The 22227-nt window shown below is 69.1% G+C and carries 19 protein-coding genes, 1 tRNA gene and 2 pseudogenes; 16 read left to right on the top strand and 6 right to left on the bottom strand.

The window, feature by feature from the left end:
- Nucleotides 1–13 precede the first annotated feature (13 nt).
- Nucleotides 14–2494 carry a heavy metal translocating P-type ATPase gene (locus MFF55_RS00160; RefSeq protein WP_238241875.1) on the top strand — a complete coding sequence of 827 codons (2481 nt, stop codon included), beginning with the start codon at nt 14–16 and terminating at the stop codon, nt 2492–2494.
- Between the two features lie 34 nt (nt 2495–2528).
- On the opposite strand, the gene MFF55_RS00165 is transcribed toward MFF55_RS00160, so the two are convergent.
- The gene (locus tag MFF55_RS00165) at nt 2529–4463 is read right to left on the bottom strand and encodes a L,D-transpeptidase family protein (protein WP_238241879.1); all 1935 of its coding nucleotides are present in this window, start codon (nt 4461–4463) and stop codon (nt 2529–2531) included.
- A gap of 103 nt (nt 4464–4566) precedes the next feature.
- Nucleotides 4567–6060 carry a sigma-54-dependent transcriptional regulator gene (locus MFF55_RS00170; RefSeq protein WP_238241881.1) on the bottom strand — a complete coding sequence of 498 codons (1494 nt, stop codon included), beginning with the start codon at nt 6058–6060 and terminating at the stop codon, nt 4567–4569.
- 291 nt (nt 6061–6351) lie between these two features.
- Between MFF55_RS00170 and MFF55_RS00175 the strand changes: the two genes are divergently transcribed.
- The 12 genes from MFF55_RS00175 to MFF55_RS00230 all read left to right on the top strand — a co-directional run bounded on the left by MFF55_RS00175 (nt 6352) and on the right by MFF55_RS00230 (nt 16967).
- Nucleotides 6352–8235 (top strand): M3 family oligoendopeptidase, encoded by a 1884-nt coding sequence (locus MFF55_RS00175; RefSeq protein ID WP_238241882.1) that lies wholly within the window; start codon nt 6352–6354, stop codon nt 8233–8235.
- Between the two features lie 72 nt (nt 8236–8307).
- On the top strand, nt 8308–8532 hold the full coding sequence (locus MFF55_RS00180; protein WP_238241883.1) for an AbrB/MazE/SpoVT family DNA-binding domain-containing protein: 225 nt from the start codon (nt 8308–8310) through the stop codon (nt 8530–8532).
- Nucleotides 8529–8915 carry a type II toxin-antitoxin system death-on-curing family toxin gene (locus tag MFF55_RS00185; protein WP_238241889.1) on the top strand — a complete coding sequence of 129 codons (387 nt, stop codon included), beginning with the start codon at nt 8529–8531 and terminating at the stop codon, nt 8913–8915. The genes MFF55_RS00180 and MFF55_RS00185 overlap by 4 nt, the downstream gene beginning before the upstream one ends.
- 89 nt (nt 8916–9004) lie before the next feature.
- On the top strand, nt 9005–10372 hold the full coding sequence (locus tag MFF55_RS00190) for an ABC1 kinase family protein (RefSeq protein WP_238241892.1): 1368 nt from the start codon (nt 9005–9007) through the stop codon (nt 10370–10372).
- Nucleotides 10373–10494: 122 nt separating this feature from the next.
- Nucleotides 10495–10788, top strand: a complete 294-nt coding sequence (locus MFF55_RS00195) for an aa3-type cytochrome c oxidase subunit IV (protein WP_238241900.1) — start codon at nt 10495–10497, stop codon at nt 10786–10788.
- A 47-nt stretch (nt 10789–10835) separates the two neighbouring features.
- Nucleotides 10836–11975, top strand: a complete 1140-nt coding sequence (locus MFF55_RS00200; protein ID WP_238241902.1) for a Re/Si-specific NAD(P)(+) transhydrogenase subunit alpha — start codon at nt 10836–10838, stop codon at nt 11973–11975.
- Nucleotides 11976–11995: 20 nt separating this feature from the next.
- Nucleotides 11996–12445, top strand: coding sequence for an NAD(P) transhydrogenase subunit alpha part 2 (locus MFF55_RS00205; protein ID WP_238241904.1), 450 nt, complete (start codon nt 11996–11998; stop codon nt 12443–12445).
- Between the two features lie 4 nt (nt 12446–12449).
- The gene (locus MFF55_RS00210) at nt 12450–13850 is read left to right on the top strand and encodes an NAD(P)(+) transhydrogenase (Re/Si-specific) subunit beta (protein WP_238241906.1); all 1401 of its coding nucleotides are present in this window, start codon (nt 12450–12452) and stop codon (nt 13848–13850) included.
- 294 nt (nt 13851–14144) lie between these two features.
- Nucleotides 14145–15827, top strand: a complete 1683-nt coding sequence (gene recJ / locus MFF55_RS00215) for a single-stranded-DNA-specific exonuclease RecJ (protein ID WP_238242092.1) — start codon at nt 14145–14147, stop codon at nt 15825–15827.
- 86 nt (nt 15828–15913) lie between these two features.
- A tRNA-Asp gene (locus MFF55_RS00220) sits at nt 15914–15990 on the top strand.
- A gap of 134 nt (nt 15991–16124) precedes the next feature.
- Nucleotides 16125–16340, top strand: a complete 216-nt coding sequence (locus tag MFF55_RS00225; RefSeq protein WP_238241907.1) for a hypothetical protein — start codon at nt 16125–16127, stop codon at nt 16338–16340.
- A gap of 120 nt (nt 16341–16460) precedes the next feature.
- Nucleotides 16461–16967: a CAP domain-containing protein gene (locus MFF55_RS00230; protein WP_238242093.1), complete on the top strand. Its 507-nt coding sequence runs from the start codon at nt 16461–16463 to the stop codon at nt 16965–16967.
- 72 nt (nt 16968–17039) lie between these two features.
- Here the strand turns inward: MFF55_RS00230 and MFF55_RS00235 are convergent, their stop codons facing one another.
- The 3 genes and pseudogenes from MFF55_RS00235 to MFF55_RS00245 all read right to left on the bottom strand — a co-directional run.
- Nucleotides 17040–17264, bottom strand: a complete 225-nt coding sequence (locus tag MFF55_RS00235) for a hypothetical protein (protein WP_238241908.1) — start codon at nt 17262–17264, stop codon at nt 17040–17042.
- A gap of 67 nt (nt 17265–17331) precedes the next feature.
- A complete protein-coding gene (locus tag MFF55_RS00240; RefSeq protein WP_238241910.1) occupies nt 17332–17523 on the bottom strand; it encodes a hypothetical protein in 192 nt (63 codons plus the stop codon).
- A gap of 291 nt (nt 17524–17814) precedes the next feature.
- Nucleotides 17815–18271, bottom strand: a pseudogene (locus MFF55_RS00245) (COG3415 family protein); the annotation flags it as partial.
- Nucleotides 18272–18496: 225 nt separating this feature from the next.
- Between MFF55_RS00245 and motA the strand changes: the two are divergent.
- The 3 genes and pseudogenes from motA to MFF55_RS00260 all read left to right on the top strand — a co-directional run.
- Nucleotides 18497–19354: a flagellar motor stator protein MotA gene (gene motA, locus MFF55_RS00250; protein WP_238241911.1), complete on the top strand. Its 858-nt coding sequence runs from the start codon at nt 18497–18499 to the stop codon at nt 19352–19354.
- Nucleotides 19355–19382: 28 nt separating this feature from the next.
- Nucleotides 19383–20255, top strand: coding sequence for a flagellar motor protein MotB (locus MFF55_RS00255; protein ID WP_238241913.1), 873 nt, complete (start codon nt 19383–19385; stop codon nt 20253–20255).
- Nucleotides 20256–20400: 145 nt separating this feature from the next.
- A pseudogene (locus MFF55_RS00260) lies at nt 20401–20543 on the top strand (transposase); the annotation flags it as partial.
- 313 nt (nt 20544–20856) lie between these two features.
- On the opposite strand, the gene MFF55_RS00265 reads toward MFF55_RS00260, so the two are convergent.
- On the bottom strand, nt 20857–22047 hold the full coding sequence (locus MFF55_RS00265; protein ID WP_238241916.1) for a site-specific integrase: 1191 nt from the start codon (nt 22045–22047) through the stop codon (nt 20857–20859).
- Nucleotides 22048–22227: the final 180 nt, after the last annotated feature.

Raw genomic sequence — 22227 nt, forward strand, 5'->3', positions numbered from 1 at the left:
CATATCAGACGGCATGGACGCCACTGCCGCCCTCCGCGCCCCTGCCGCACCTTCACCCGTCCGGCTCAGCATACCCGTCGAGGGCATGACCTGCGCCTCCTGCGTCGGCCGGGTCGAGCGGGTGCTGAGGGCGGTTCCCGGCGCCTCGGAGGTCGCCGTCAACCTCGCGACCGGCCGGGCGAGCCTCGCCCTTGGCGATCCCGGTGCGATCCCCCTCGCGGCCCAAGCGATCGGGGAGGCGGGCTACACGGTTCCTGAGGCGAATACGACGCTCGCGGTCACGGGCATGACCTGCGCCTCCTGCGTCGGACGCGTGGAGCGCGCGCTTGCCCGCGTGCCCGGCGTCACCGGCGCCACGGTCAACCTCGCCACAAAGCGGGCCGTCATCCGTCACCCGGAGGGTGTCGTCCCGCCCGACACTCTCGTGGAAGCCGTGCGCGGGGCCGGCTATGAGGCCGGCGCGGCCGACAACGCGGCGGATACGGAGCGCGACGGGCGCGCCGAGCGGGAGGCCACGGCCCTGCGCGGGGACGCCGTTCTCTCAGCTGCCCTCGCGGCGCCGATCGTCCTCCTCGACATGGGCGGGCATCTCATCCTCGGCTTCGGCGCGGCGCTTCATCACGCGCTGGGTCCTGCCGCGAACGTCGCCATTCAGGCGGTGCTGGCGACCCTCGTCCTCGCCTGGCCAGGACGGCGCTTCTTCCGCCAGGGGCTCCCGACCCTGCTCGGCGGGCACCCGGACATGAACGCCCTCGTCGCGCTCGGCGCCGGCTCCGCCTACCTCTATTCCCTGGTCTCGGCCCTCGCGCCGGGCACGCTGCCGCCGGGGACGGCCCATCTCTACTTCGAGGCGGCGGTCCTGATCGTCACCCTGATCCTGGTCGGGCGGGCCCTGGAGGCCAGGGCGCGAGGGCGGACGGGTGCGGCCATCACCCGGCTCGTCGGCCTCGCGCCGCGCATGGCACGGGTGATCCGCGACGGCCGGGAGGAGGCGGTGGCGCTCGCCGCCCTCCGGGTCGGCGACATCGTTCGGGTCAGGCCGGGTGAGCGGGTCGCCGCCGACGGCACGGTGGTCGCGGGGTCGAGCTTCGTCGACGAGAGCATGATCACGGGCGAGCCGGTTCCGGTGCGCAAGGCGCCCGGCGACGCGACGGTCGGCGGTACGCTCAACACCACGGGTGGCTTCGACCTGCGAGTCGGGCAGGTCGGCGCGGGCACGGTGCTCGCGCAGATCGTGCGCATGGTCCAGGCCGCGCAGGGGGCGAAGCTCCCGATCCAGGCCCTGGTCGACCGCATGACGGAATGGTTCGTGCCCGCGGTCATCGCGGCGGCCGTCCTGACCTTTCTCGCCTGGCTCGTCCTGGGGCCGAGCCCCGCCCTCGGGCTTGCCCTCGTGAACGCCGTCGCGGTTCTCATCATCGCGTGCCCCTGCGCAATGGGCCTCGCGACGCCGACCTCGATCATGGTGGGCACGGGCCGCGCCGCGGAGGCGGGCGTCCTGTTCCGCAACGGCACGGCCCTCCAGGCCCTGCGCGACGTGCGGGTCGTCGCCTTCGACAAGACGGGAACCCTCACCGAAGGCCGACCCTCGCTCACCGACCTCGTCCCCGCGCCGGGGTTCGGGAGCGACACCGTGCTCGCCCTGGCGGCATCGGTCGAAGCGCGCTCCGAGCATCCCCTGGCCCTGGCGATCGTCGAGGCCGCCCGCGACCGGGGCCTGCGGGTGGCCCTGGTCGACGCCTTCGAGGCGACGCCGGGCTACGGTGTCTCCGGCCGGGTCGAGGGCCACGCCGTCGCGATCGGCGCGCGCCGCTACATGGACCGGCTCGGCATCGCGACCGACGCACTGACGGCGGAGGCCGAACGATTGGAGGGGAAAGGTCGCAATCCTCTCCTCGTCGCCGTCGACGGGCGCTTGGCCGGGCTCATCGCCGTCGCCGATCCGGTCAAGGCAGGCGCCGCCGGGGCGGTGGCGGCGCTTCAGGCCCGCGGGCTCATCGTCGCGATGGTGACCGGCGATGGGGTCGCCGCAGCCAGGGGCGTCGCGCGGGAGCTCGGCATTGCGGAGGTCGCGGCCGAGATGCTGCCCGGCGGCAAGACCGAGGCGATCCGGGCGCTTCGCGGCAAGTACGGCCCCGTCGCCTTCGTCGGCGACGGCATCAACGACGCCCCGGCCTTGGCCGAGGCCGATGGCGGGATCGCCATTGGAACGGGCACGGATATCGCCGTCGAGAGCGCCGACGTCGTCCTGATGGGCGGCGCGCTCTCAGGGGTCGTCGCGGCCATCACCCTGTCGCGGGCGGTGATGCGCAACATCGGGCAGAACCTGTTCTGGGCCTTCGCCTACAACGTCGCGCTGATCCCGGTCGCGGCGGGCCTGCTCTACCCCTTCGGCGGGCCGCTGCTCTCGCCCGTCCTCGCGGCCGGCGCCATGGCGCTTTCGAGCGTCTTCGTCATCGGCAACGCGCTGCGGCTCAGACGAGCGAAGGTGTGAGCGGGAACCCCTCCCGCAGAGGGGAGATCGCTTCCTACCACCAGCCTCGCGACTGGCGCGTCTCGCGGGGGAACCATGGGTTCGGCTCCGCATAGGCCTCGGCCGGCGCCCGGCTCGCCGTGGCGCGCAGCGGATCGAGGGCCGGGCGCGCGATGCGGACGGGCTTGCGCTTGGGCTCGGGCGGCAGCTTGGCGACCGCGGCGGCACCGCCGGGCAGGCCGAGCGCCGCCTTCATGCGCGCGTCGTGGCCGTAGAGGTCCGGCAGAGTGCGATAGCCGCCGAACTCGTCGGTCGTGGCCGTGAAATAGGCGAGGTGGACGGGAAGCTTCTCGTTGAGCCGGATCGTGCGCTCGCCCTTGCCGATCATCTTCTTGAGGCGCTCGCTCGGCCATTCGGCCGGCAGCACGGAATCGGCGAACCGGAAGGGGTCGTCGACGCGCACGCAGCCGTGGCTGAGCGCGCGCTGGGAGGCGGAGAACAGCGAGCGGTTCGGCGTGTCGTGCAGGTAGACGGCGTGGTTGTTGGGGAACATGAACTTGATGAAGCCGAGCGCGTTGCGCTCGCCGGGCGGCTGGCGCACCGAGATGTTGCCGTTGCGGTAGACGACCTCGTAGCCCCGCCGCGCGGCGTAGCCGGGGTCGCGGGCCAAGGCGGGCAGGAACTCGTTCTTGAGGATGGAGGGCGGCACGTTCCAGGACGGGTTGACGACGGCGTGGTCCATCAGCCCGGAGAAGATCGGCGTCGGGCTCTCGGTCTTGCCCACGATGACGCGGGTCTCGTCCCGCTGGCGGCCGTCGCGCACGACCCGGAGGCGGAACTCGGGGATGTTGACCAGCACGTAGTCGCGGCCGAGGTCGGCCGGCAACCAGCGCCAGCGCTCCATGTTGACGAGGAGCGTCCCGTCGGATTCCTCGTGGCGGGGCGCCGTCTCGGGCGCCGCCAGCGCGACGACGGTCGGCGCGGTGAGGTTGCCCGTCGCCGGCAGGCCGCGCCGGCGCTGGAACGCCTTGACCGCCGCGGCCACCTCCGCGTCGTAGGCGTCCGGCTCGCCGGGCGGCGCGTCGAGGGTGCCCGCCGTGCGGGTCTCCAGGCTGAAATAGTTGCGCAGCAGCGGCACGCGCGGGTCGCGCATCCCGAGCTTGAGCACCGGCCCGTCCGGAAGCCGCAGCGCTGCCGCCTCGGCGACGGGCGCCTCGTTCCGGTTCAGGCGGGCCTTGAGGGCGAGGTAGCCGGGCTGGCTCGGATTGTAGCGCTGCAGCAGGTCGCCGGCCCCCGGTCCCGCCGAGGCGATCCGGCCGAGCACCACGTCTGCAGCGGGCAGGTCGAGGGTCGGGGTGATCAGGCGCGAGAGGTTGGCGAGATTGATGCGCCCGCCGCGGGCGTCGCGGGCATAGAGTGCCACGGCCGCCGAGATCTTGATGTCGGCCGCGGCGACGTCGGCCTCGCTCAGCTTGGTCGTGCCGAGAACGGGAACAGGGTAGGCCGAGGGGTCGAGGCCGTCCTCGCCGGCGCGGGCAAGCCGCGCCGCGGCGGCCTTGGCAGCTGGCGTGAAGGCACCGTCCTGCACCCAGACCGGCTTGAAGGCGCCGAGCGCGTAGAAGGCCTGCATCGCCTCCCGGTCCTTCGTCGTGAGGCGGGGAAGCAGCGGGGCCGGGTCGGCGAGGCGGGCCGCGACGGCTGCGGCGAGCGGATCGGTCGGCACGGGCGCTGGCGGTGCCGCGACCGTCGTCTCGGTCGTCGAAGGCGGGGCCTCGGCTTTCGGAGCGCTCGCCTCGGGCGGAGCGGGCGCATCCTGCGGCATCGGTTGGGCGGCGGGCGCGATCGCGTCGGTCTGCGCGACCGGATCGGGCGCGGAAGGCGCCGTACTCGCCACTTCGGTCGCGACTTGCGCGCGGAGCGGGAGGGCATGGCCCGCCCATCCCGCGAGAAGGGCGGCGATGGCGACGGAGGCGGAGCGCGAAGCGCCCATGGCGAAACTCCCAGGATCGGCTCGAAGAGCCTGCCCTTGTGACTAAGATCATCGGCTCAAGCGCGACCGTGCGCAACAGCACGGCCCCGCCGGTCTCGAATCGTCAGGCGGCGGCCTCGTCGGGCTTCTCATCGCCCTCCAGGCCGAGGTCCTTGAGCTTGCGATAGAGCGTCGATCGGCCAATTCCGAGGCGGCGCGACACCTCGGACATCCGGCCGCGGTAGAATTGCAGCGCGTAACGGATGATCTCGGCCTCGAGACCCTCCATCGTCTTCATCTCGCCAGTCTCGTCATTGACGAGCGACATGGCGTGGGGATCGCGCACCTCGACGCGAACGATCTCGCGGACCGGCTCCGGGGCGCCGGCGGAGACCATCGGCTGACTGGGTGCTGCCGGGATGCGCACGTCGAAGCCCTCGACCTGGGCCGCGATCTGCGGGAACTCGGCCACGGTCAGCTCGTCGCCATCGGCCAGCACCACCGCCCGGAACAGGGCGTTCTCCAGCTGGCGGACGTTGCCGGGCCAGCCGTAGCGGGTCAGTAGCGCCATCGCCTCCGGCGCGATGGCCCGCACCCGCTTGCCTTCCTCGGCCGCGAAGCGCGCGCAGAACGAGCGCACGAGGTCGGGGATGTCCTCGCGGCGCGCCCGCAGTGGGGGCAGGGTCATCGGGAAGACGTTGAGGCGGTAGTAGAGGTCCTCGCGGAAGCGGCCCTGTTTCACGAGGTCGAGGAGCGAGCGGTTCGTCGCCGAGATCAGGCGGATGTCGACGCGCACGCTGCGCTTGGCGCCGACGGGATCGACCTCGCTCTCCTGGAGAGCGCGCAGGAGCTTCACCTGTGCATCGAGGGGCAACTCGCCGATCTCATCGAGGAAGAGCGTGCCGCCGGACGCCTCGACGAACTTGCCCATGTGGCGCTCGGTGGCGCCGGTGAAGGCGCCCTTCTCGTGCCCGAACAGGGTCGACTCGACGAGGTTGTCGGGGATCGCCCCGCAATTGACGGTGACGAAGGGCTTGCCGCGGCGCTCGCCCGAGCCCTGGATCGCGCGGGCCAGCACCTCTTTGCCGACGCCGGACTCGCCCTCGATGAGGACGGGGATGTTCGACTTGGCCGAGCGCTCCGCGAGGCGGATCACCCGCTCCATGTCGGGGCTCTTGGAGGTGAGGTCCTTGAAGGTGAGCGAGCCCGAGGCGCGCCGGCGCATCCGCCGGACCTCCTCCTCGAGCTGATCGACCTTCAGCGCGTTCTTGATCGAGACCTGCAGCCGCTCGGCGCCGGCGGGCTTCACCACGAAATCCGTGGCGCCGGCGCGCATGGCGGTGACCACCGCGTCGATGGAGCCGTTCGAGGTCTGGACGATGACGGGCGTGTCGAGGCCGCTCTTGCGCATCTCGGCCATGACGCCGAGGCCGTCGAGGCCGCCCGGCATGACGAGGTCGAGGAGCACCACGTCGATCGCATCGCCGCCGCGCAGGGCCGCCAGGGCCGACTCGCCGTTCTCAGCGACCCGCGCCTCGAAGCCGAGGCGGCGCACCATCGCTTCCGCGAGGCGGCGCTGCACCGGATCGTCGTCGACGATGAGCACGGTTGTCGACATGCGGTGCGCCTTGGGTTTCGCCGGCCCGATGCCGGGCCGTCTCGACGCGAGATGGCCGTGGTCGGTGACTGTTTCGTTTCGAACCGCACGTTGCCGAAAGAGCGTAAAGCTCCGCTTAACGACGATGGGCAGCCCTCGCGTCGTGCTTCACGTTCCTGCGACCCGATGATCGGCGCCGGAATGCGTCGCCTCGGTTGATCGCGAGCCCCTTGCGCTCGATATCATGGCCCTCGGCGCCGGCGCGCCGGAACAGGGGCGCGGCGCATCGATGCCGCAGAGGATCAGGACACCATGTCGAGCCGAGCCGTCGTTCGCCCTTCGCGCATCGTCCGCGTCGCCGAGGGCAGGAATTCGGAGGTGCCCAGTGCGGCCCGGGCCGCCGCCCGTGCGGTCGACCTCGGCGCCCTGCCCGAATGGGACCTGAGCGACCTCTACTCCGGGATCGACGCGCCGGATTTCCAGGCCGACCTCGCCCGGGCCGTAACCGCCTGCGCGGCCTTCGCCGAGGATTACGCGGGCAAGGTTGCCGAACTCGCGGCTGCGCCCGATGCCTCGGAGCGGCTCGGGGCGGCGGTCAAGATTTACGAGGGGATCGAGGACCTTCTCGGCCGGCTGATGTCCTTCGCTGGCCTCGTCTATTCGGGCGACACCACGGACGAGGCCCGCGAGAAGTTCTACGGCGACACGCAGGAGCGCCTGACCACGGCCTCGGGCCACCTCCTGTTCTTCACCCTCGAACTCAACCGCGTCGACGATGCGGTGATGGATGCCGCCATGAGCGGGGGACCGCTCGCGCATTACCGCCCCTGGATCAAGGATCTGCGCCGCGAGAAGCCTTTCCAGCTCGATGACCGCACCGAGAAGCTGTTCCTCGAGAAGTCGGTGACCGGCCGCGCCGCCTGGAACCGCCTGTTCGACGGCACCATCGCGGCCCTGCGCTTCCCGGTCCAGGGCGAGCAGCTGACCCTGGAGCCGACCCTGAACCGTCTACAGGATTCGGACGGCGCCGTGCGCAAGGAGGCTGCGACCGCGCTGAGCGAGGTGTTTCGCGCGAACTTGCGCACCTTCACGCTTATCACCAACACGCTCGCCAAGGACAAGGAGATCTCCGACCGCTGGCGGGGCTTCCAGGACGTCGCCGACGCCCGCCACCTCGCCAACCGGGTCGAGCCCGAGGTGGTCGCGGCCCTCGTCGAGGCGGTGCAAACCGCCTACCCGCGCCTGTCGCACCGCTATTACCGACTGAAGGCGCGCTGGTTCGGCGTCGAATCGCTGCCCTACTGGGACCGCAACGCGCCGCTGCCGCGGGTCGACCAGCGCACGATCCCCTGGACCGAGGCGCGCGACATGGTGCTCGACGCCTACGGCGCCTTCTCGCCGCGCATGGCCGCGATCGCCCGCGACTTCTTCGACCGGCGCTGGATCGATGCGCCGACCCGCCCGGGCAAGGCGCCCGGCGCCTTCGCGCATCCGACGGTGCCGTCCGCGCACCCCTACGTGCTGGTGAACTACCAGGGCAAGCCGCGCGACGTGATGACGCTCGCGCACGAGCTCGGCCACGGCGTCCACCAGGTGCTGGCCTCGCCCAATGGCGCCCTGATGGCGCCGACGCCGCTGACGCTCGCCGAGACCGCGAGCGTGTTCGGCGAGATGCTGACCTTCCGCCGCCTGCTCGCCGCGATCACCGATCCGCAGCAGCGCCGCGCCATGCTCGCGGCCAAGGTCGAGGACATGATCAATACGGTCGTGCGCCAGATCGCCTTCTACAGCTTCGAGCGGAAGGTCCATCTGGCGCGCGGCGAGGGCGAGCTGACGGCCGACCAGATCAACGCGCTCTGGATGTCGGTACAGGCCGAGAGCTTGGGCCCGGCGATCGCCCTCGACCCGAGCTACGAGCCGTTCTGGGCCTATATCCCGCACTTCATCCACTCGCCCTTCTACGTCTACGCCTACGCCTTCGGCGATTGCCTCGTGAACTCGCTCTACGGCGTCTACGCGCAGGCCGAGGACGGCTTCGTCGACCGCTACTTCGCGCTCCTCTCGGCCGGCGGCTCGAAGCCCTACGGCGAGTTGCTGGCGCCATTCGGTCTGGATGCCCGCGACCCGGCCTTCTGGCAGATCGGGCTCAACATGATCGAGGGGATCATCGTGGAGCTGGAGGCGATGGAGGGGTGATCTTCGCAAGTCACTGCTGACTGACGGCCTACGGGATGTTATACGCGCTGTACAACATTCTGTGGGGACGTCATGAAGCTTGAAGTGAAGAAGATCGGCAACTCCACCGGGCTGATCTTGCCGAAGGAATTCCTTGCCAACCTGAACCTCGCACAGGGCGATTGGCTGTATGTCACGGAGAGCGCCGACGGCTCGGTGCGCCTCTCGCCCTACGATCCTGCCTTCGAGAAAGGCATGAAGATCGCCGAGAAGGCGATGAAGACCTATCGCAATGCCCTCGCCGAACTCGCGAAATGAGCGAAATCGTCTGGCTGACGAGCGATCTGGTCCAGGCCATCCACGCGCATCAACTCAAGCTTTTCGGCGGGCCCGCCGGTCTGCGCGACGCGGGCGCGCTAGAATCCGCGCTGGGGCGGCCTATGAATCGAGCGGCCTACGGTGAGCCCGATCTCGCGGAACTCGCGGCAGCCTACGCATTCGGGATCGCGAAGAACCATCCCTTCGTCGACGGCAACAAGCGTGCGGCGCTGCTGGCACTCGTAACATTCTTGGGCCTCAACGATATCGACTTCCTCGTCGAGGAGGCGGAGGCCGTCGTGATGATCCGAGGGCTTGCTGCCGGCGAGGTGGACGAATCCGGCCTCACCCGCTGGATTCGCGACAACTGGCCGAAGGCCTGAGCCGGGCCGCGACCCACGGACCCACGGCCTAGCAAGCGCGCAGCGAAGGCTTATCTCGGGAGCATCCCGACGCGAACCCGTTGAGCCCGATGGCCGATTTCGACAGCGAAGCCAACCGCTTCTCCGCCCGCGCCAGCCGCTACGCGCGAGTGGGCGCCAATGTCGGGGGCGTGGCCGCACGGATGGCGGGCGCCAAGCTGTTCGGCTTCAAGGGCGAGACGCCGACGAATGCGGCCGCGCTGGCCCAGGCGCTCGGCGGCCTCAAGGGGCCGATCATGAAGGTGGCGCAGCTCCTCGCCACCGTTCCCGACCTGCTGCCGCCCGAATACGCGGCCGAGCTGCAGAAGCTCCAGGCTGACGCGCCTCCGATGGGGGCGGCCTTCGTGAAGCGGCGGATGATGGCGGAGCTCGGCCCGGATTGGCAGGGCCGTTTCGCGAGCTTCGACCTGAAGCCCGCGGCTGCGGCCTCCCTCGGTCAGGTCCACAAGGCGACCAGCCTCGATGGGACTGCGCTCGCCTGCAAGCTCCAGTATCCGGACATGCAATCGGCCGTGGAGGCCGACCTCAAGCAGCTTGAGCTCGCCTTCTCCCTGCACCGCCGACTCAGCTCATGGCTCGACACCCGCGAGATCGCCAAGGAGATCGGGGCCCGGGTCCGCGAGGAACTCGACTACGAGCGCGAGGCCAAGCACGCCGTCCTCTACGGCAACGTCCTGCGCGACATCGATGCCGTTCGAGTGCCGGCGATCCACCACGATCTTTCGACGAAGCGCCTGCTGACGCTGGGCTGGCTGGAGGGCGAGAAGATCCTGACCTTCGCGGATGGGCCGATCGAAGTGCGCAACCGCCTCGCCCAGGCGATGTTCAAGGCCTGGTGGCACCCCTTCAGCCGCGCCGCCGTGATCCATGGCGACCCCCATCTCGGCAATTACACCGTGTTCTCCGAGGGCGGGGAGCCGAGCGGCATCAATCTCCTCGATTACGGCTGCGTGCGCATCTTCCATCCGCGCTTCGTCGGCGGTGTCGTCGACCTCTACCGCGGCCTCCTCGACGACGACCGCGACCGCGTCGTTCACGCCTACGAAACCTGGGGGTTCAAGAACCTCAACGGCGAGCTGATCGACATCCTCAACATCTGGGCACGCTTCATCTATGGCCCGCTGCTGGAGGACCGCACCCGCACCGTCGCGGACGGGGTCAAGCCCGGCGATTACGGCCGCCGCCAGGCCTTCGAGGTGCATCAGGCGCTCAAGGAGCGCGGGCCGGTGACGGTGCCGCAGGAATTCGTGTTCATGGACCGGGCGGCGGTCGGCCTCGGCGCGGTGTTCCTGCACTTGCGCTCGGAGCTGAACTATCACCGGTTGTTCGAGGCCGAGATCGAGCGCTTCTCCCTCGACGCGCTGGCGGGCCGGCAGGCCGAAGCGCTGACCGTCGCGGGGCTTCCCCAGCCGGTCTGACAAAAGGCGTTGAGCGATTTTCTCCGCCCCATGTCTCGCGCGCATCTCGATTGCGAGCCGCCGATGCTTGCGCTAAGTCCGCTGGGAAGCAATCAAGAGCGTGCCCAGGGGACGACGACGAAATGGCCGATACGAAGACCGTGTCCGGTTTGAACTACAGCCCGGCGATGGACCAGAAAACTCACGAGCAGACCTATCGCGGCTTCGTTCGTTTCGTCGAAATCGGCACCACCGTTGTGATCTGCTGGGTGCTCGCCCTCGCGATCGGCGGCGTCCATGAGGCTTGGCTCACCGCCATCTTCGGCGTGATCGTCTCGGGCGCGGCCGGAGCGCTCGGCGCTCTTTCCCCGGCCATCGGATGGAAGGCGCCCACCGCGGTCGCCGTTCTGCTGCTCCTGTATCTCTTCTTCGGCTGAGACGACCGTCCAGCGCGAAGCCGTTCCGACCGAGGGAGAGTTCCTGAATGCGCGTTGCTGTCTTGTCCGAGACGGATTCCGCGGAGCCGCGGGTCGCGGCGGTGCCCGAGACCGTGAAGAAGTTCAAAGCTCTCGGCGCGGAGGTCGTGGTGCAGGCGGGCGCCGGCAAGGCGGCCGGAGTGCCCGACGCGGAATACGAGGCGGCCGGCGCCACCATCGCGGTCTCCGTCGAGGAGACGGCCCGGGACGCCGACCTCGTCCTGAAGGTCCGCCGGCCCGAGGCGGCCGAGCTCGGCGCCCTCAAGCGCGGCGCGGCCGTCGTCGCGATCATGGATCCCTACGGCCACGAGGCCGAACTGACGGCGATCGCCGAGGCCGGCTTGAGCGCCTTCGCCATGGAGTTGATGCCGCGCATCACCCGCGCGCAGGTGATGGATGTGCTCTCCTCGCAGGCCAACCTCGCCGGTTACCGGGCGGTCGTCGACGGCGCCGCCGAGTACGGCCGCGCCATGCCGATGATGATGACCGCCGCCGGCACCGTGCCCGCCGCCCGCGTCTTCGTGATGGGCGTCGGCGTCGCCGGACTCCAGGCCATCGCCACGGCCCGGCGTCTCGGCGCGGTCGTCACCGCCACCGACGTGCGGCCGGCGACCAAGGAGCAGGTGGAGTCGCTCGGCGCCAAGTTCGTCGCCGTCGAGGACGACGAGTTCAAGCAGGCCGAGACCGCGGGCGGCTACGCCAAGGAGATGTCGGCCGAGTACCGGAAGAAGCAGGGCGAGCTCGTCGCGACCCATATCGCCAAGCAGGACATCGTCATCACGACGGCGCTGATCCCGGGCCGGCCCGCGCCCAAGCTCGTGACCGAGGCCATGGTCGCCACCATGAAGCCCGGCTCCGTGCTGATCGACCTCGCGGTCGAGCGCGGCGGCAACGTCGAGGGCGCCAAGCCCGGCGAGGTCGTCACGACGGAGAACGGCGTCAAGATCGTCGGCCATCTCAACGTCCCGGGCCGCCTCGCGGCGACGGCGTCGAGCCTCTATGCCCGCAACCTCTACGCCTTCGTGGAGACGCTGGTGGACAAGGAGACGAAATCGCTGGCGATCAAGTGGGACGACGAACTCGTCAAGGCCACGAACCTGACCCGCGACGGCGGGGTGGTCCACCCCTCCTTCCAGCCCAAAGCCTGATCCCCGCCGGAGGACCTAGAATGGCCACGCTTCCATCCGATCTGGCGGCAGAGCAGGCGCGCGCCGCCGCGGCCGCGGCCCGCACCGCCGCCGACATCGCCAAGGGTCATGCCGACCAGGCCCAGAGCCTCGCCGACAGCCTCGGCCACGGCGTCGCCGCGGTCACCGGCGGCGCCATCGATCCCGTCGTCTTCCAGCTCGCGATCTTCGTCCTCGCGATCTTCGTCGGCTACTACGTCGTCTGGTCGGTGACCCCGGCGCTGCACACGCCTCTGATGTCGGTCACGAACGCGATCTCCTCCGTGATCATCGTCGGCGCGATCCTCGCGGCCGGCGTTCCGCTCATCGAGAAGGGCACGGGCTGGGCCCGGTTCTTCGGGTTCATCGGCATCGTCTTCGCCAGCGTGAACATCTTCGGCGGCTTCCTCGTCACGCAACGCATGCTCGCCATGTACAAGAAGAAGGCTTGAGACGATGTCCGAGAACGTCTCATCCCTGCTCTACATCGTCGCCGGCATCCTGTTCATCATGGCGCTGCGGGGGCTCTCGCACCCGACGACGTCGCGGCAGGGCAACCTCTACGGCATGGTCGGCATGGGCCTGGCCGTGCTCACCACCCTGATCGGCCATCCGCCGGCGGGGATCGGCGCCTGGTTCCTGGTGCTTCTCGGGCTCGGGATCGGCGGCGGCTTGGGCGCCGTCATCGCCAAGCGCGTGCCGATGACGGCCATGCCCGAGCTCGTGGCGGCCTTCCACTCGCTGGTCGGCCTCGCGGCCGTGGCCGGCGCGGCGGGCACGCTCTACGCCCCCCAGGCGGTCGGCATCCTTGAGAACGGGCACATCCATAAGGAATCGCTGTTCGAGATGGCGCTCGGCGTCGCCATCGGCGCGATCACCTTCACGGGCTCGGTCATCGCCTTCGCCAAGCTCTCCGGGCGGATGTCGGGCAAGCCGATCATCCTGCCTCAGCGCCACGCCATCAACATCGCGCTCGGCATCGCGCTCGTCGGCCTCATCGCCGTCTTCATCGGCACCGAGAGCAAGGCGCTGTTCTGGCTGATCGTGATCCTGTCCTTCGTGCTCGGTGGGCTCCTCATCATCCCGATCGGCGGCGCCGACATGCCCGTCGTCGTCTCGATGCTGAACTCCTACTCGGGTTGGGCCGCGGCCGGCATCGGCTTCACCCTGGGCAACCTCGCGCTGATCATCACCGGCGCGCTCGTCGGCTCGTCCGGCGCGATCCTGTCCTACATCATGTGCAAGGCGATGAACCGGTCGTTCATCTCGGTCATCCTCGGCGGCTTCGGCGGCGACAGTGCCGCCGCAGGAGCCGGTGGCGCTGTCGAGACCCGGCCGGTCAAGCAGGGTTCGGCGGACGATGCCGCCTACATCATGAAGAACGCCGAGCGCGTCATCATCGTGCCGGGCTACGGCATGGCGGTGGCCCAGGCTCAGCACAGCCTGCGCGAGATGGCCGACCTTCTCAAGAAGGAGGGCGTGGATGTGAAATACGCTATCCACCCCGTGGCGGGCCGTATGCCCGGCCACATGAACGTGCTGCTGGCGGAAGCCAACGTGCCCTACGACGAGGTCTTCGAGCTCGAGGACATCAACGGCGAGTTCCCGCAGGCCGACGTCGCCTTCGTGATCGGCGCCAACGACGTCACCAACCCGGCCGCCAAGACCGACAAGGCCTCGCCGATCTACGGCATGCCGATCCTCGACGTGGAGCGGGCCAAGACCGTGCTCTTCATCAAGCGCGGCATGGGCTCTGGCTATGCCGGCGTCGAGAACGAGGTCTTCTTCCGCGACAACACCATGATGCTGTTCGGCGACGCCAAGAAGGTCGTCGACTCGATCCTCAAGAACCTCTGAGACTAATGCTCTCCTCCCCCTTGTGGGGAGGAGTTGGAGGTGGTTCCGCTAGCCTCCGCGCGAGGGTCACCCAGCCACCCCCACCCTCGGTCCCTCCCCACAAGGGGGAGGGAAGGTGCCTCGCCTGTCGCAATCGCGCAGCAGCCTCGTGGCGCCGATCAGGCTACACTCGCCCTCGTGTCAGCCACGCTCCTCGATTCCCCGCGCGCCTTCCTCGACGTGCAGCGCTCCATCCTCGGCCGCCCCTGGCGCGACCGTTGCGCGGATGCCGCGACCCAGGCCTACGCGGCCACGATGACCCAGGCCCATGGTCTGCCGGACCTCCTGGCCCGGGTGCTCGCTGCCCGCGGCATCCGTCCGGGCGAGGCCGAGGCCTACCTGCGCCCGCGCTTGCGCGAGCTGATGCCGGACCCCGCCTGCCTCCTCGACATGGAGGCCGCCGCCGAGCGCCTGGCCCGTGCCGTCGAGACCCGCGAGACCGTCGCGATCTTCGGCGATTACGACGTCGACGGCGCCGCCAGCGCCGCGCTCCTGGCCGGGCATCTGCGGGCGCTGGACGTGCCCGTGCATGTCCACATCCCCGACCGGATCACGGAGGGCTACGGGCCCAACGTCGCGGCCGTGACGGCCTTGGCGGGCGAGGGCGCGACCCTCCTCGTCACCGTCGATTGCGGGACGGCCGGGCATGAGCCGCTGGCGCACGCGGCGGCGCTCGGCCTCGACACCATCGTGCTCGACCATCACGGCGCGCCCGAGGCCCTGCCCATCGCCCGGGCGATCGTGAATCCGAACCGCCTCGACGACCTCTCGGGCCTCGGCCATCTCTGCGCGGCGGGCGTCGTCTTCCTCACCCTCGTCGCACTGAACCGCCGCCTGCGCGCACGAGGGCGGCTGGACCTCCCTGAATTGACCGGCGCCCTCGACCTCGTTGCGCTCGCCACCGTGGCCGACGTGGTGCCGCTCGTCGGCCTGAACCGCGCCTTCGTCGTCCAGGGCCTCACCGTGATGCGGGCGCGGGGCCGCAAGGGGCTGGCCGCCCTCCTCGACGCCGCATCCTTGAGCGAGCCGCCGGAGGCGTGGCACCTCGGCTATCTCGTCGGCCCGCGCATCAATGCCGGCGGCCGTATCGGCGACGCCGCTCTCGGTGCCCGCCTCCTCGGCACGGAGGATCCGGCGGAGGCAGCGCGGATCGCGGCCGAGCTCGACCGGCTCAATCGCGAGCGCCAGGTCATCGAGGCGGAGGCGGTCGCCGAGGCCGAGGCGGCGATGGATCGCGAGCTCGCGGGAGACCCGGATCGCCCGGTCCTGGTTGCAGGCTCCGGCGACTGGCACCCCGGGATCGTCGGACTCATCGCGGCCCGGCTCAAGGAGCGGTTCCGCCGTCCTGCCTTCGCCTTCGCCCTGCGGCCGGACGGCAGCGCCGTCGGCTCCGGGCGCTCGATTCCGGGTGCCGATATCGGCCGAGCCGTCCGCGAGGCGGTCGCGGCCGGCCTCATTGCCAAGGGGGGCGGCCATGCCATGGCCGCGGGCGCCACCCTCGCCGGCATCGACCTCGCGCGGTTCGGCGAGGACATGGCGCACAGGCTGGCGGATGACGTCGCCCGGGCCACTGCCGTGGAGGCCCTCCTCATCGACGGGACGGTCAATGCCGGTGGCGCGACGGCCGAGATGGTGCGCCTCATCCAGCGCGCCGGTCCCTTCGGCCAGGGCGCGCCCGAGCCCGTCTTCGCCTTGCCCCGCCACCGCATCGCCGATGCCCGGATCGTCGGCAACGGCCATGTCAGCGCCAAGCTGCGCAGCCGCGACGGGCAGGTTCTCGCCGCCATCGCCTTCCGCTCGGCCGAAGGTCCGGTCGGTCGGGCGCTCCTGAGCGGGATCGGGCGCGATTTCCATGTCGCCGGCACCCTCAGCTGCGACAGCTGGCGCGGCAGCGAGCGGGCGCAGCTCCGCATCGGGGACCTCGCGCCCTGCGACTGATCGGGGGCCGAACGCGATCTTCCGGTTGACAGCCCCCGGCCCCGATCCTAAACCCCGGCCCACACCGCGTTTGCGCGGAACGCCACGCGGGCGTAGCTCAGTTGGTTAGAGTGCCGGCCTGTCACGCCGGAGGTCGCGGGTTCGAGCCCCGTCGCCCGCGCCACGGTTCAATCCGTCTTACTTTCCGCAAAACTTGGCCGCCGAAACAAAAGGGTGGGCTTTCTTGTTGCCTTGCCGGCGCAGGAGGCGGCACCCCGGACGGGCCCGCTGTTCGCGTCGACCTTGCGAGGGCGCGGGATGAGCGGCTTCTACTTCCTGTACTTCACGGTTTGCATGGCGAGTTCGCCCGACACCTGCGAGGCGCGCCGTCTGGCCCTCGACGTGCTGGACGCCAATGGCTGCATCCACGTCGCCCAGCCGCAGCTTGCGCGCTGGATCGGGGATCATCCCGAGTATCGCATCGCCGCCTGGCGCTGCGGCTCGCCCCCGCGGGACCGGGGCACGCGGATCTGAGCGTTGCCTGGCGGGCACAGCGGTTCACCGGCTTATCGCGACGTGAAGTGATGCCGCGTTTTCGCCGCATCGGGCCGGGATGGCGTGAGGATCGCCATCCTGAAACCCAAGCTCGCACCGATGTCGCCATCCCGCCCGCGCCGCACCTTGCCCCTCCTCGCCGTCGCGCTGACGCTCCTCGCGCTCGCAGGCTGCGGCGCCCCGACGATCCTGAGCGAGGCGGACCTGCCGACGAGCCCCGTCGTCCTCGACGAGCAGGCTGCCGCCGCGGCGATCTCCCGCTACCGCGCCCAGCACGGGCTCGGCCCCGTCATCCTCGATCCGAGCCTCGTCCGGGCCGCCTCCTATCAGGCGCGCTCGAACGCGCAGGCCGGCCGGCTCAGCCACGAGATCGGCGGCACCTTCAACGCACGCATGGCGGAGGCGGGCTACGGCAGGGTCCACGGCTCGGAAAATCTCGGTGCCGGCGCCAGCACCTTCGACGAGGCCCTGGCGCGCTGGAAGGCCTCGCCGGAGCACAACAAGAACATGCTCATCCCGCAGCTGAAGCGGGTCGGCATCGCCCGCGTCGATGCGCCGGGCTCGCGCTACAAGCGGTTCTGGGCGCTGATGATGGCGGGCGGCTGAGGGGCTCGCCTGGACGAGGTCCCGGGGATCGGACCGCCTCGGACGTCAGTGTCCGGAAGCTTTGAGTTCCACTCAGGTCCGGACGGGGCCGGACCCTCCCATCCTTCCGGGCCTGAGGTGCAGGAAGCTGCGCTCTCCCACCGCGGCCTCGGCGACCTGATCGATGGCGTCCAGAAGGTCGGCGACCCGCTTGGGTTTGGCCTTCTCCACAAGCGGATCGACATGAACCCGGCGCGTCTCCGTGCGGCCGGCGATGAGTTGAGCCTCGCTCAGGCGATCGAAATCACGTTTCGGCATGGCCTCTCCTTGTAGGGAAACATACCCAGAACGTGGTTAACGATCGGTTACCGAGACGAGGCCCCGCTCAGCGGTCCCCCGCGCCCGAGAGAAGCTTCTCGATCTGAGCGAGGCCGTTCTCTCGGGCCTTGGACTCCGTCGGGTGGTTGCGGTCCGAACGCTGCACGAGCTTGCCGTTCTTCCGGATCGCCCAATGGTAGAGACCCCCGGGCGCGCTCGGCGCCAGAAGCTCGAGAGTGTAGGGATAGGTGTTCGTCATTGTATCGCTCATCCCGCCCTTATGCCACGAGCGGGCAGCCATGGCCAAGGCCCCGTCACGCAGGCGATTTCGCGCTGGGGCACGCAGCCGCACATGGCTCCTGCACTGGAGGGCCTATTGGGCCGACGGGCTCGAACCGCCGACCCGCTCCGTGTAAAAGAAGCCTTGTAACGACAGGGACGTCGGGAGTGCACCTAGAGCGATCATCTCGCTCTAGTACCCTGTCACGGGTTGATGCAGGATGGGGCAAGAGGGAGCGTGTGTTGCACGCTCTGCACCCCGAACTGCGCCCTGGGCATGATGGCGGGCACTGGCCGAGAGCTTCTTGTAGCTCATCATCCGCAGAACCCGGCTCAACGTCCGCTCGGAAACCGAGACGCTGGGACCCTCGAACAGGATCTGAGCCAGATCGACCAGCCGCCAGCGCAACACTCCTTGCGCCGCCGGTATCGGCCCTTGCTCGACGAGAGCACGCAGCACCTCGCACTGCTCGGCATTCAGACGCGGGCGCGAAACGGGGCCTTGCCGCCGATCAACGTCCGCGCCGTTGGCGTCGAAAGCTAGGACCTAGTCCCGCACCGTCCGCAGTCCACCCCCGCCCAGCGCGGCAGCTTCCGCGCGTGAGCTGCCCGTGTAGATCGCAGACAAGGCAAGCAGGCGGCGAGTCCGATTCGGTCGCGCGAGCATTTTGCAGCGCCCGCAGGACCCCTGCATCGACGTCCGATCGCAACGGTGCGGGAGCGGCCATACTACCTTCCTCAGGCTTCAAACCCGAGGACTGGAAGACAGCCTGTGCCCCATCGCTAACCCAGCGTGCGTCCTACTCAACGAGGCTTGGTACCAGCTCAAACGAAAAACGCTGTGATGATCCTCCGGCCGCAGCTCTAAACTCGCCGTTAACCTTCATCAGTAATTTCGGATCATTAGTGGCTTGGCGCGGGCTGTACCTGCCGCCGCTCATGGATGGCAAATTATGCGGCTGATCATCGGCGCAATAATCGTCTTCGCCTGCGTCTTCGGCAGCTACGCGGCAATGGGCGGCCACCTGCATGTTCTTTGGCAGCCGTGGGAGTTTGTCATCATCCTCGGTGCAGCGATCGGTGCCTTCATCATCGCCAACACCGGGCCGGTGCTCAAGGCCGTGCCCGCCATGCTGGGCATGCTCATGAAGGGTCCAAGATATAAGCAGCAATGCTATGTCGAGCTGCTGGGGATGCAGTATTCGCTGTACAAACTCGTGAAGCAGAAGGGTTTGATGGCGCTCGAACCGCACATTGAAAATCCGAGCGAGTCGACCCTGTTCAACGCCTTTCCGACCTTTGCGGCGAACCATCACGCGGTTGAGTTCGTCTGCGATTACATGCGCATGGTGACGATGGGCGTCGACAACCCCTACGAGATAGAAGCTCTCATGGATGCGGAACTGGAGACGCACCACCAGGAGCAGGCGCGTGTCGTTTCGTCCATGCAGGCACTCGCCGACGGTACGCCGGCGCTCGGCATCGTCGCCGCCGTGCTCGGCGTGATCAAGACGATGGGGGCGATCAAAGAGCCGCCTGAGGTGCTGGGACATCTCATCGGCGGCGCGCTTGTAGGCACCTTCTTCGGCGTCTTCATCGCCTATGGCTTTTTCGGGCCCATGGCGCAGTCGCTCAAGAGCCTCTTCGAGGCCGAATCCAAGTATTACACGTCACTCAGGGCGGGTCTCCTCGCCCACATCGCCGGCCAGCCGCCGGTGATGGCGGTAGAATTTGCCCGCAAGGCTCTGATGAGCGACGTCCGCCCGACCTTCGACGAAGTGGAGACGGCAACCGCCGCTCTGCCCGCCTAGATCTGACGCAATCTCGAGCAAGGACTCGATGGCTATGGCCCTCAGGCCGATCATCGTCAAAAAGGTCAAGAAGGCCGCTCACGAACACCACGGCGGGGCCTGGAAGATCGCCTATGCGGATTTCGTGACCGCCATGATGGCGTTCTTCCTGCTGATGTGGCTGATCAGCATGACGACGCAGGAGCAGAAGAACGGTTTGGCGGAATACTTCGCGCCGGCGGCTTTGAGCCCTGCAACCAGTGGCGCTGGCGGAATGCTGTACGGCACCGCCCTGGATACTTCAGGCAACAAGTCGTCCACGCCGCGCGACGCAGCGAGGGGAGTTGCTGAGCAGGCAGACCGAGCGCGCCCGACCAGTCCGGGTCAGCCCAGCGATTTCGATGCCAGCCGCCCGGCCGCCGGCGCGCAGGCCAACCACAGCGCCATAGCTAGCCTCCGGCAGGCAATACAGGACATGCCCGAAATTGCCGAGCTGTCGCGCAACATCCGGATCGAGCCGACCAATGAGGGCGTGAACGTCTCCCTCGTGGACGAGGACGGCAGCTCGATGTTCCCCGAAGGCTCGAGCCGGCCGAACGACCGCACCCGCCGCCTGCTGGAGCGCCTGGCGCCGGTGATCCGCAAGATGCCGAACCGCGTCGCGGTCACGGGCTACACCGCCACGCCGCGGCCCGGCACGCGCCCGCCGGCCCCGCCCTGGGAGCTCTCGGCCAACCGGGCGATCAGCGTGCGCGAGACCCTGGCGGGCAGCGGCGTCCCCGACGACCGCTTCGCCTCGGTCACCGGCAAGGCCGACACCGAGCCGATGTTTCCCGACAACCCCTACCTCGCGCCGAACCGACGGGTGACGATCACTCTGCTCAATGCGAGCCTGCCGGTACCTCCCAACCTTTTTCGCTGACGACAAGGCGCCTTAGAGTCCGTTCGAAATCGAGATCCGTGCGCGCGGCTTCTTGGGCTGTGTCGAGGGGGTGGGGTTCAGGAGGGGCTGCAGGCTGAAGCACGGATCGCTCTGGACGAGGAGCGAAGCATTGGGCGTCCGCCAAGCTTCCTTTGATCGGGTGCTGGTGCTCGAACTCATCGCCGGCGACATCGTCGTCATGGACAACCTCGGCAGCCACAAGTGTCCGGCCGTGCGGGTGGCGATCGAAGCCACAAGCTCCCGCCTTACAGCCCCGACTTCAATCCTCACGTTTTGCGGCGGTGACGCCGGGTGAGGGCTCCAGTGCTTACAATCCCTACGTGCTTCACTCAAGATGGGATGCACCCCCAGTGCGCCTCCACTGATGATCCCGGCGTGCAGTTCAAACTGAGACCGAGGCTAAGCTGTTGAAAATCCGGTGGGCGGTGACGGGCTCGAACCGCCGACCCTCTCCGTGTAAAAGAGATGTCCTACTCGGGCGCGCTCCCGATCCTCTTCGTGAAACCTTGGGATCGGCGGGGTTTTCCAGGGATTTTCGGGGTTCAACCCGGGGGATATCTGGGGGCGGTTGCCGTCCTGTTCACCGGCGCTGGCGCGAGACGCTCTCGACCACCCGGCGCAACCGCTCCGGCGAGTGGTGCCCGTAGACCGTCTCGATGACCTTCTCCGTGGTGCCCATGGCGCCGGCGATCAGGCCGAAGGGCACGCCGTCCTGGACGGCCCAGGTCGCGAAGGTGTGGCGCAGGATGTGGGGCGTGACCTCCGGCCCGAGGCCGGCCGCCTTCCGCATCGTCTTCCAGGACCGGCGCACCTGTTTGACGGGCAGGCCCTCGAACTCGATGACGTTGGTCACGCTGTCCTTCTTCCAGCGGACCATGTGCGCCTGTAGCCGGCGCGAGAGCGGGACCGGCGTGCGCCGCTTCGAGCTTTCATCTTCGCCGGTACCGCGGCGCGCGACCATGCCGGCCCGCAGGTTGACCCATCCCCCGTCCGTGGTTGGAAGCCAGCGCAGGCTCAGGATCGCCTGGTGCCTGGTGCCGGTGTAGAGGCCGGTCAGGACGAAGCGCGCGACGTGCCGTGCCTTGTCGTAGGCCTCGCCCTCGGCATCCCGCGGGCGCCGCCAGATCTCCCGCCTCGTCCTGAAATCCGAGGCGACGTGGCGAAAGCCGAGCGCCGCCCAGAGCAGGCGCGCGGCCTCGGATCGGGTGAGCCAGCGATCGCGCGGCGGTGCCTTGTCGGGCAGCGTGACCACCACGGGATAGAGGAGCTTGTGCTCCCGGTGCGCGAAGCCGAAGGCGGCCGAGAGCACGCCGAGCTCGCGAAGCGCCGTCTGGGTTCCGACGCGCGGCACCTCGTCGAGCGTCTTGTACCGGTAGCCGGCACCGACCTTGTAGCGGGCCTGGGGCTGAGAGGTGCGCCAGCGGACGTAGGCGCGGCAGACGTTCGGCGTGGCGTGGGCCACCATCTTGCCGTCGAAGAACTCGCAGAGGTGCGGGTTGGCGCTGGTGACGACGTCGGGCCGCTTGGTCTGCGGCGCCCGCTCCGTGGTGTAGAGCGTCAGGACGTCGAGGATGGCGACGCGAGCCGGATCACCTGTGCCGAAGTCCGGCCGGTGCTTGGCCGCGAGGTACTCTTGGAGCTGTCTTTCAGCCTGCGGGTACTCTCCATGAGAGCAGCCCGTGCTGCGTTCGGGGTGGCCGGTGTCGCGGATGTACCAGCGGTCTTCACGGCGACGGTAGTAGAGGCGGGCGCCTTTGGCTGGACGAGACATGCTTTGCGCATCCGCTTGAGGTCGCCGAGGGTCGTGAACAGCTTGTTGCCGACCTTGAAGATGTCGAGGCGGCCGCGCTCGCCCTCGGCGCGCAGGCTCGCCGCCGTCACGCCGGCAGACTCGCCGAAGAACACGATGGCGGCAACGTCGAGCCGGAGTGGTTGATCGTCCGTTAACGTC

It is taken from the genome of Methylobacterium iners (assembly GCF_022179305.1).
Lineage (GTDB): Bacteria > Pseudomonadota > Alphaproteobacteria > Rhizobiales > Beijerinckiaceae > Methylobacterium > Methylobacterium iners.

Excerpts from the sequence above, each read along its gene's own strand:
- MFF55_RS00160 (WP_238241875.1), top strand. The coding sequence starts at position 14 with ATGGACGCCACTGCCGCCCTCCGCGCCCCTGCCGCACCTTCACCCGTC.
- MFF55_RS00165 (WP_238241879.1), bottom strand. The coding sequence starts at position 4,463 with ATGGGCGCTTCGCGCTCCGCCTCCGTCGCCATCGCCGCCCTTCTCGCG.
- MFF55_RS00170 (WP_238241881.1), bottom strand. The coding sequence starts at position 6,060 with ATGTCGACAACCGTGCTCATCGTCGACGACGATCCGGTGCAGCGCCGC.
- MFF55_RS00175 (WP_238241882.1), top strand. The coding sequence starts at position 6,352 with ATGTCGAGCCGAGCCGTCGTTCGCCCTTCGCGCATCGTCCGCGTCGCC.
- MFF55_RS00180 (WP_238241883.1), top strand. The coding sequence starts at position 8,308 with ATGAAGCTTGAAGTGAAGAAGATCGGCAACTCCACCGGGCTGATCTTG.
- MFF55_RS00185 (WP_238241889.1), top strand. The coding sequence starts at position 8,529 with ATGAGCGAAATCGTCTGGCTGACGAGCGATCTGGTCCAGGCCATCCAC.
- MFF55_RS00190 (WP_238241892.1), top strand. The coding sequence starts at position 9,005 with ATGGCCGATTTCGACAGCGAAGCCAACCGCTTCTCCGCCCGCGCCAGC.
- MFF55_RS00195 (WP_238241900.1), top strand. The coding sequence starts at position 10,495 with ATGGCCGATACGAAGACCGTGTCCGGTTTGAACTACAGCCCGGCGATG.
- MFF55_RS00200 (WP_238241902.1), top strand. The coding sequence starts at position 10,836 with ATGCGCGTTGCTGTCTTGTCCGAGACGGATTCCGCGGAGCCGCGGGTC.
- MFF55_RS00205 (WP_238241904.1), top strand. The coding sequence starts at position 11,996 with ATGGCCACGCTTCCATCCGATCTGGCGGCAGAGCAGGCGCGCGCCGCC.
- MFF55_RS00210 (WP_238241906.1), top strand. The coding sequence starts at position 12,450 with ATGTCCGAGAACGTCTCATCCCTGCTCTACATCGTCGCCGGCATCCTG.
- recJ (WP_238242092.1), top strand. The coding sequence starts at position 14,145 with ATGACCCAGGCCCATGGTCTGCCGGACCTCCTGGCCCGGGTGCTCGCT.
- MFF55_RS00225 (WP_238241907.1), top strand. The coding sequence starts at position 16,125 with ATGAGCGGCTTCTACTTCCTGTACTTCACGGTTTGCATGGCGAGTTCG.
- MFF55_RS00230 (WP_238242093.1), top strand. The coding sequence starts at position 16,461 with ATGTCGCCATCCCGCCCGCGCCGCACCTTGCCCCTCCTCGCCGTCGCG.
- MFF55_RS00235 (WP_238241908.1), bottom strand. The coding sequence starts at position 17,264 with ATGCCGAAACGTGATTTCGATCGCCTGAGCGAGGCTCAACTCATCGCC.
- MFF55_RS00240 (WP_238241910.1), bottom strand. The coding sequence starts at position 17,523 with ATGACGAACACCTATCCCTACACTCTCGAGCTTCTGGCGCCGAGCGCG.
- motA (WP_238241911.1), top strand. The coding sequence starts at position 18,497 with ATGCGGCTGATCATCGGCGCAATAATCGTCTTCGCCTGCGTCTTCGGC.
- MFF55_RS00255 (WP_238241913.1), top strand. The coding sequence starts at position 19,383 with ATGGCTATGGCCCTCAGGCCGATCATCGTCAAAAAGGTCAAGAAGGCC.
- MFF55_RS00265 (WP_238241916.1), bottom strand. The coding sequence starts at position 22,047 with ATGTCTCGTCCAGCCAAAGGCGCCCGCCTCTACTACCGTCGCCGTGAA.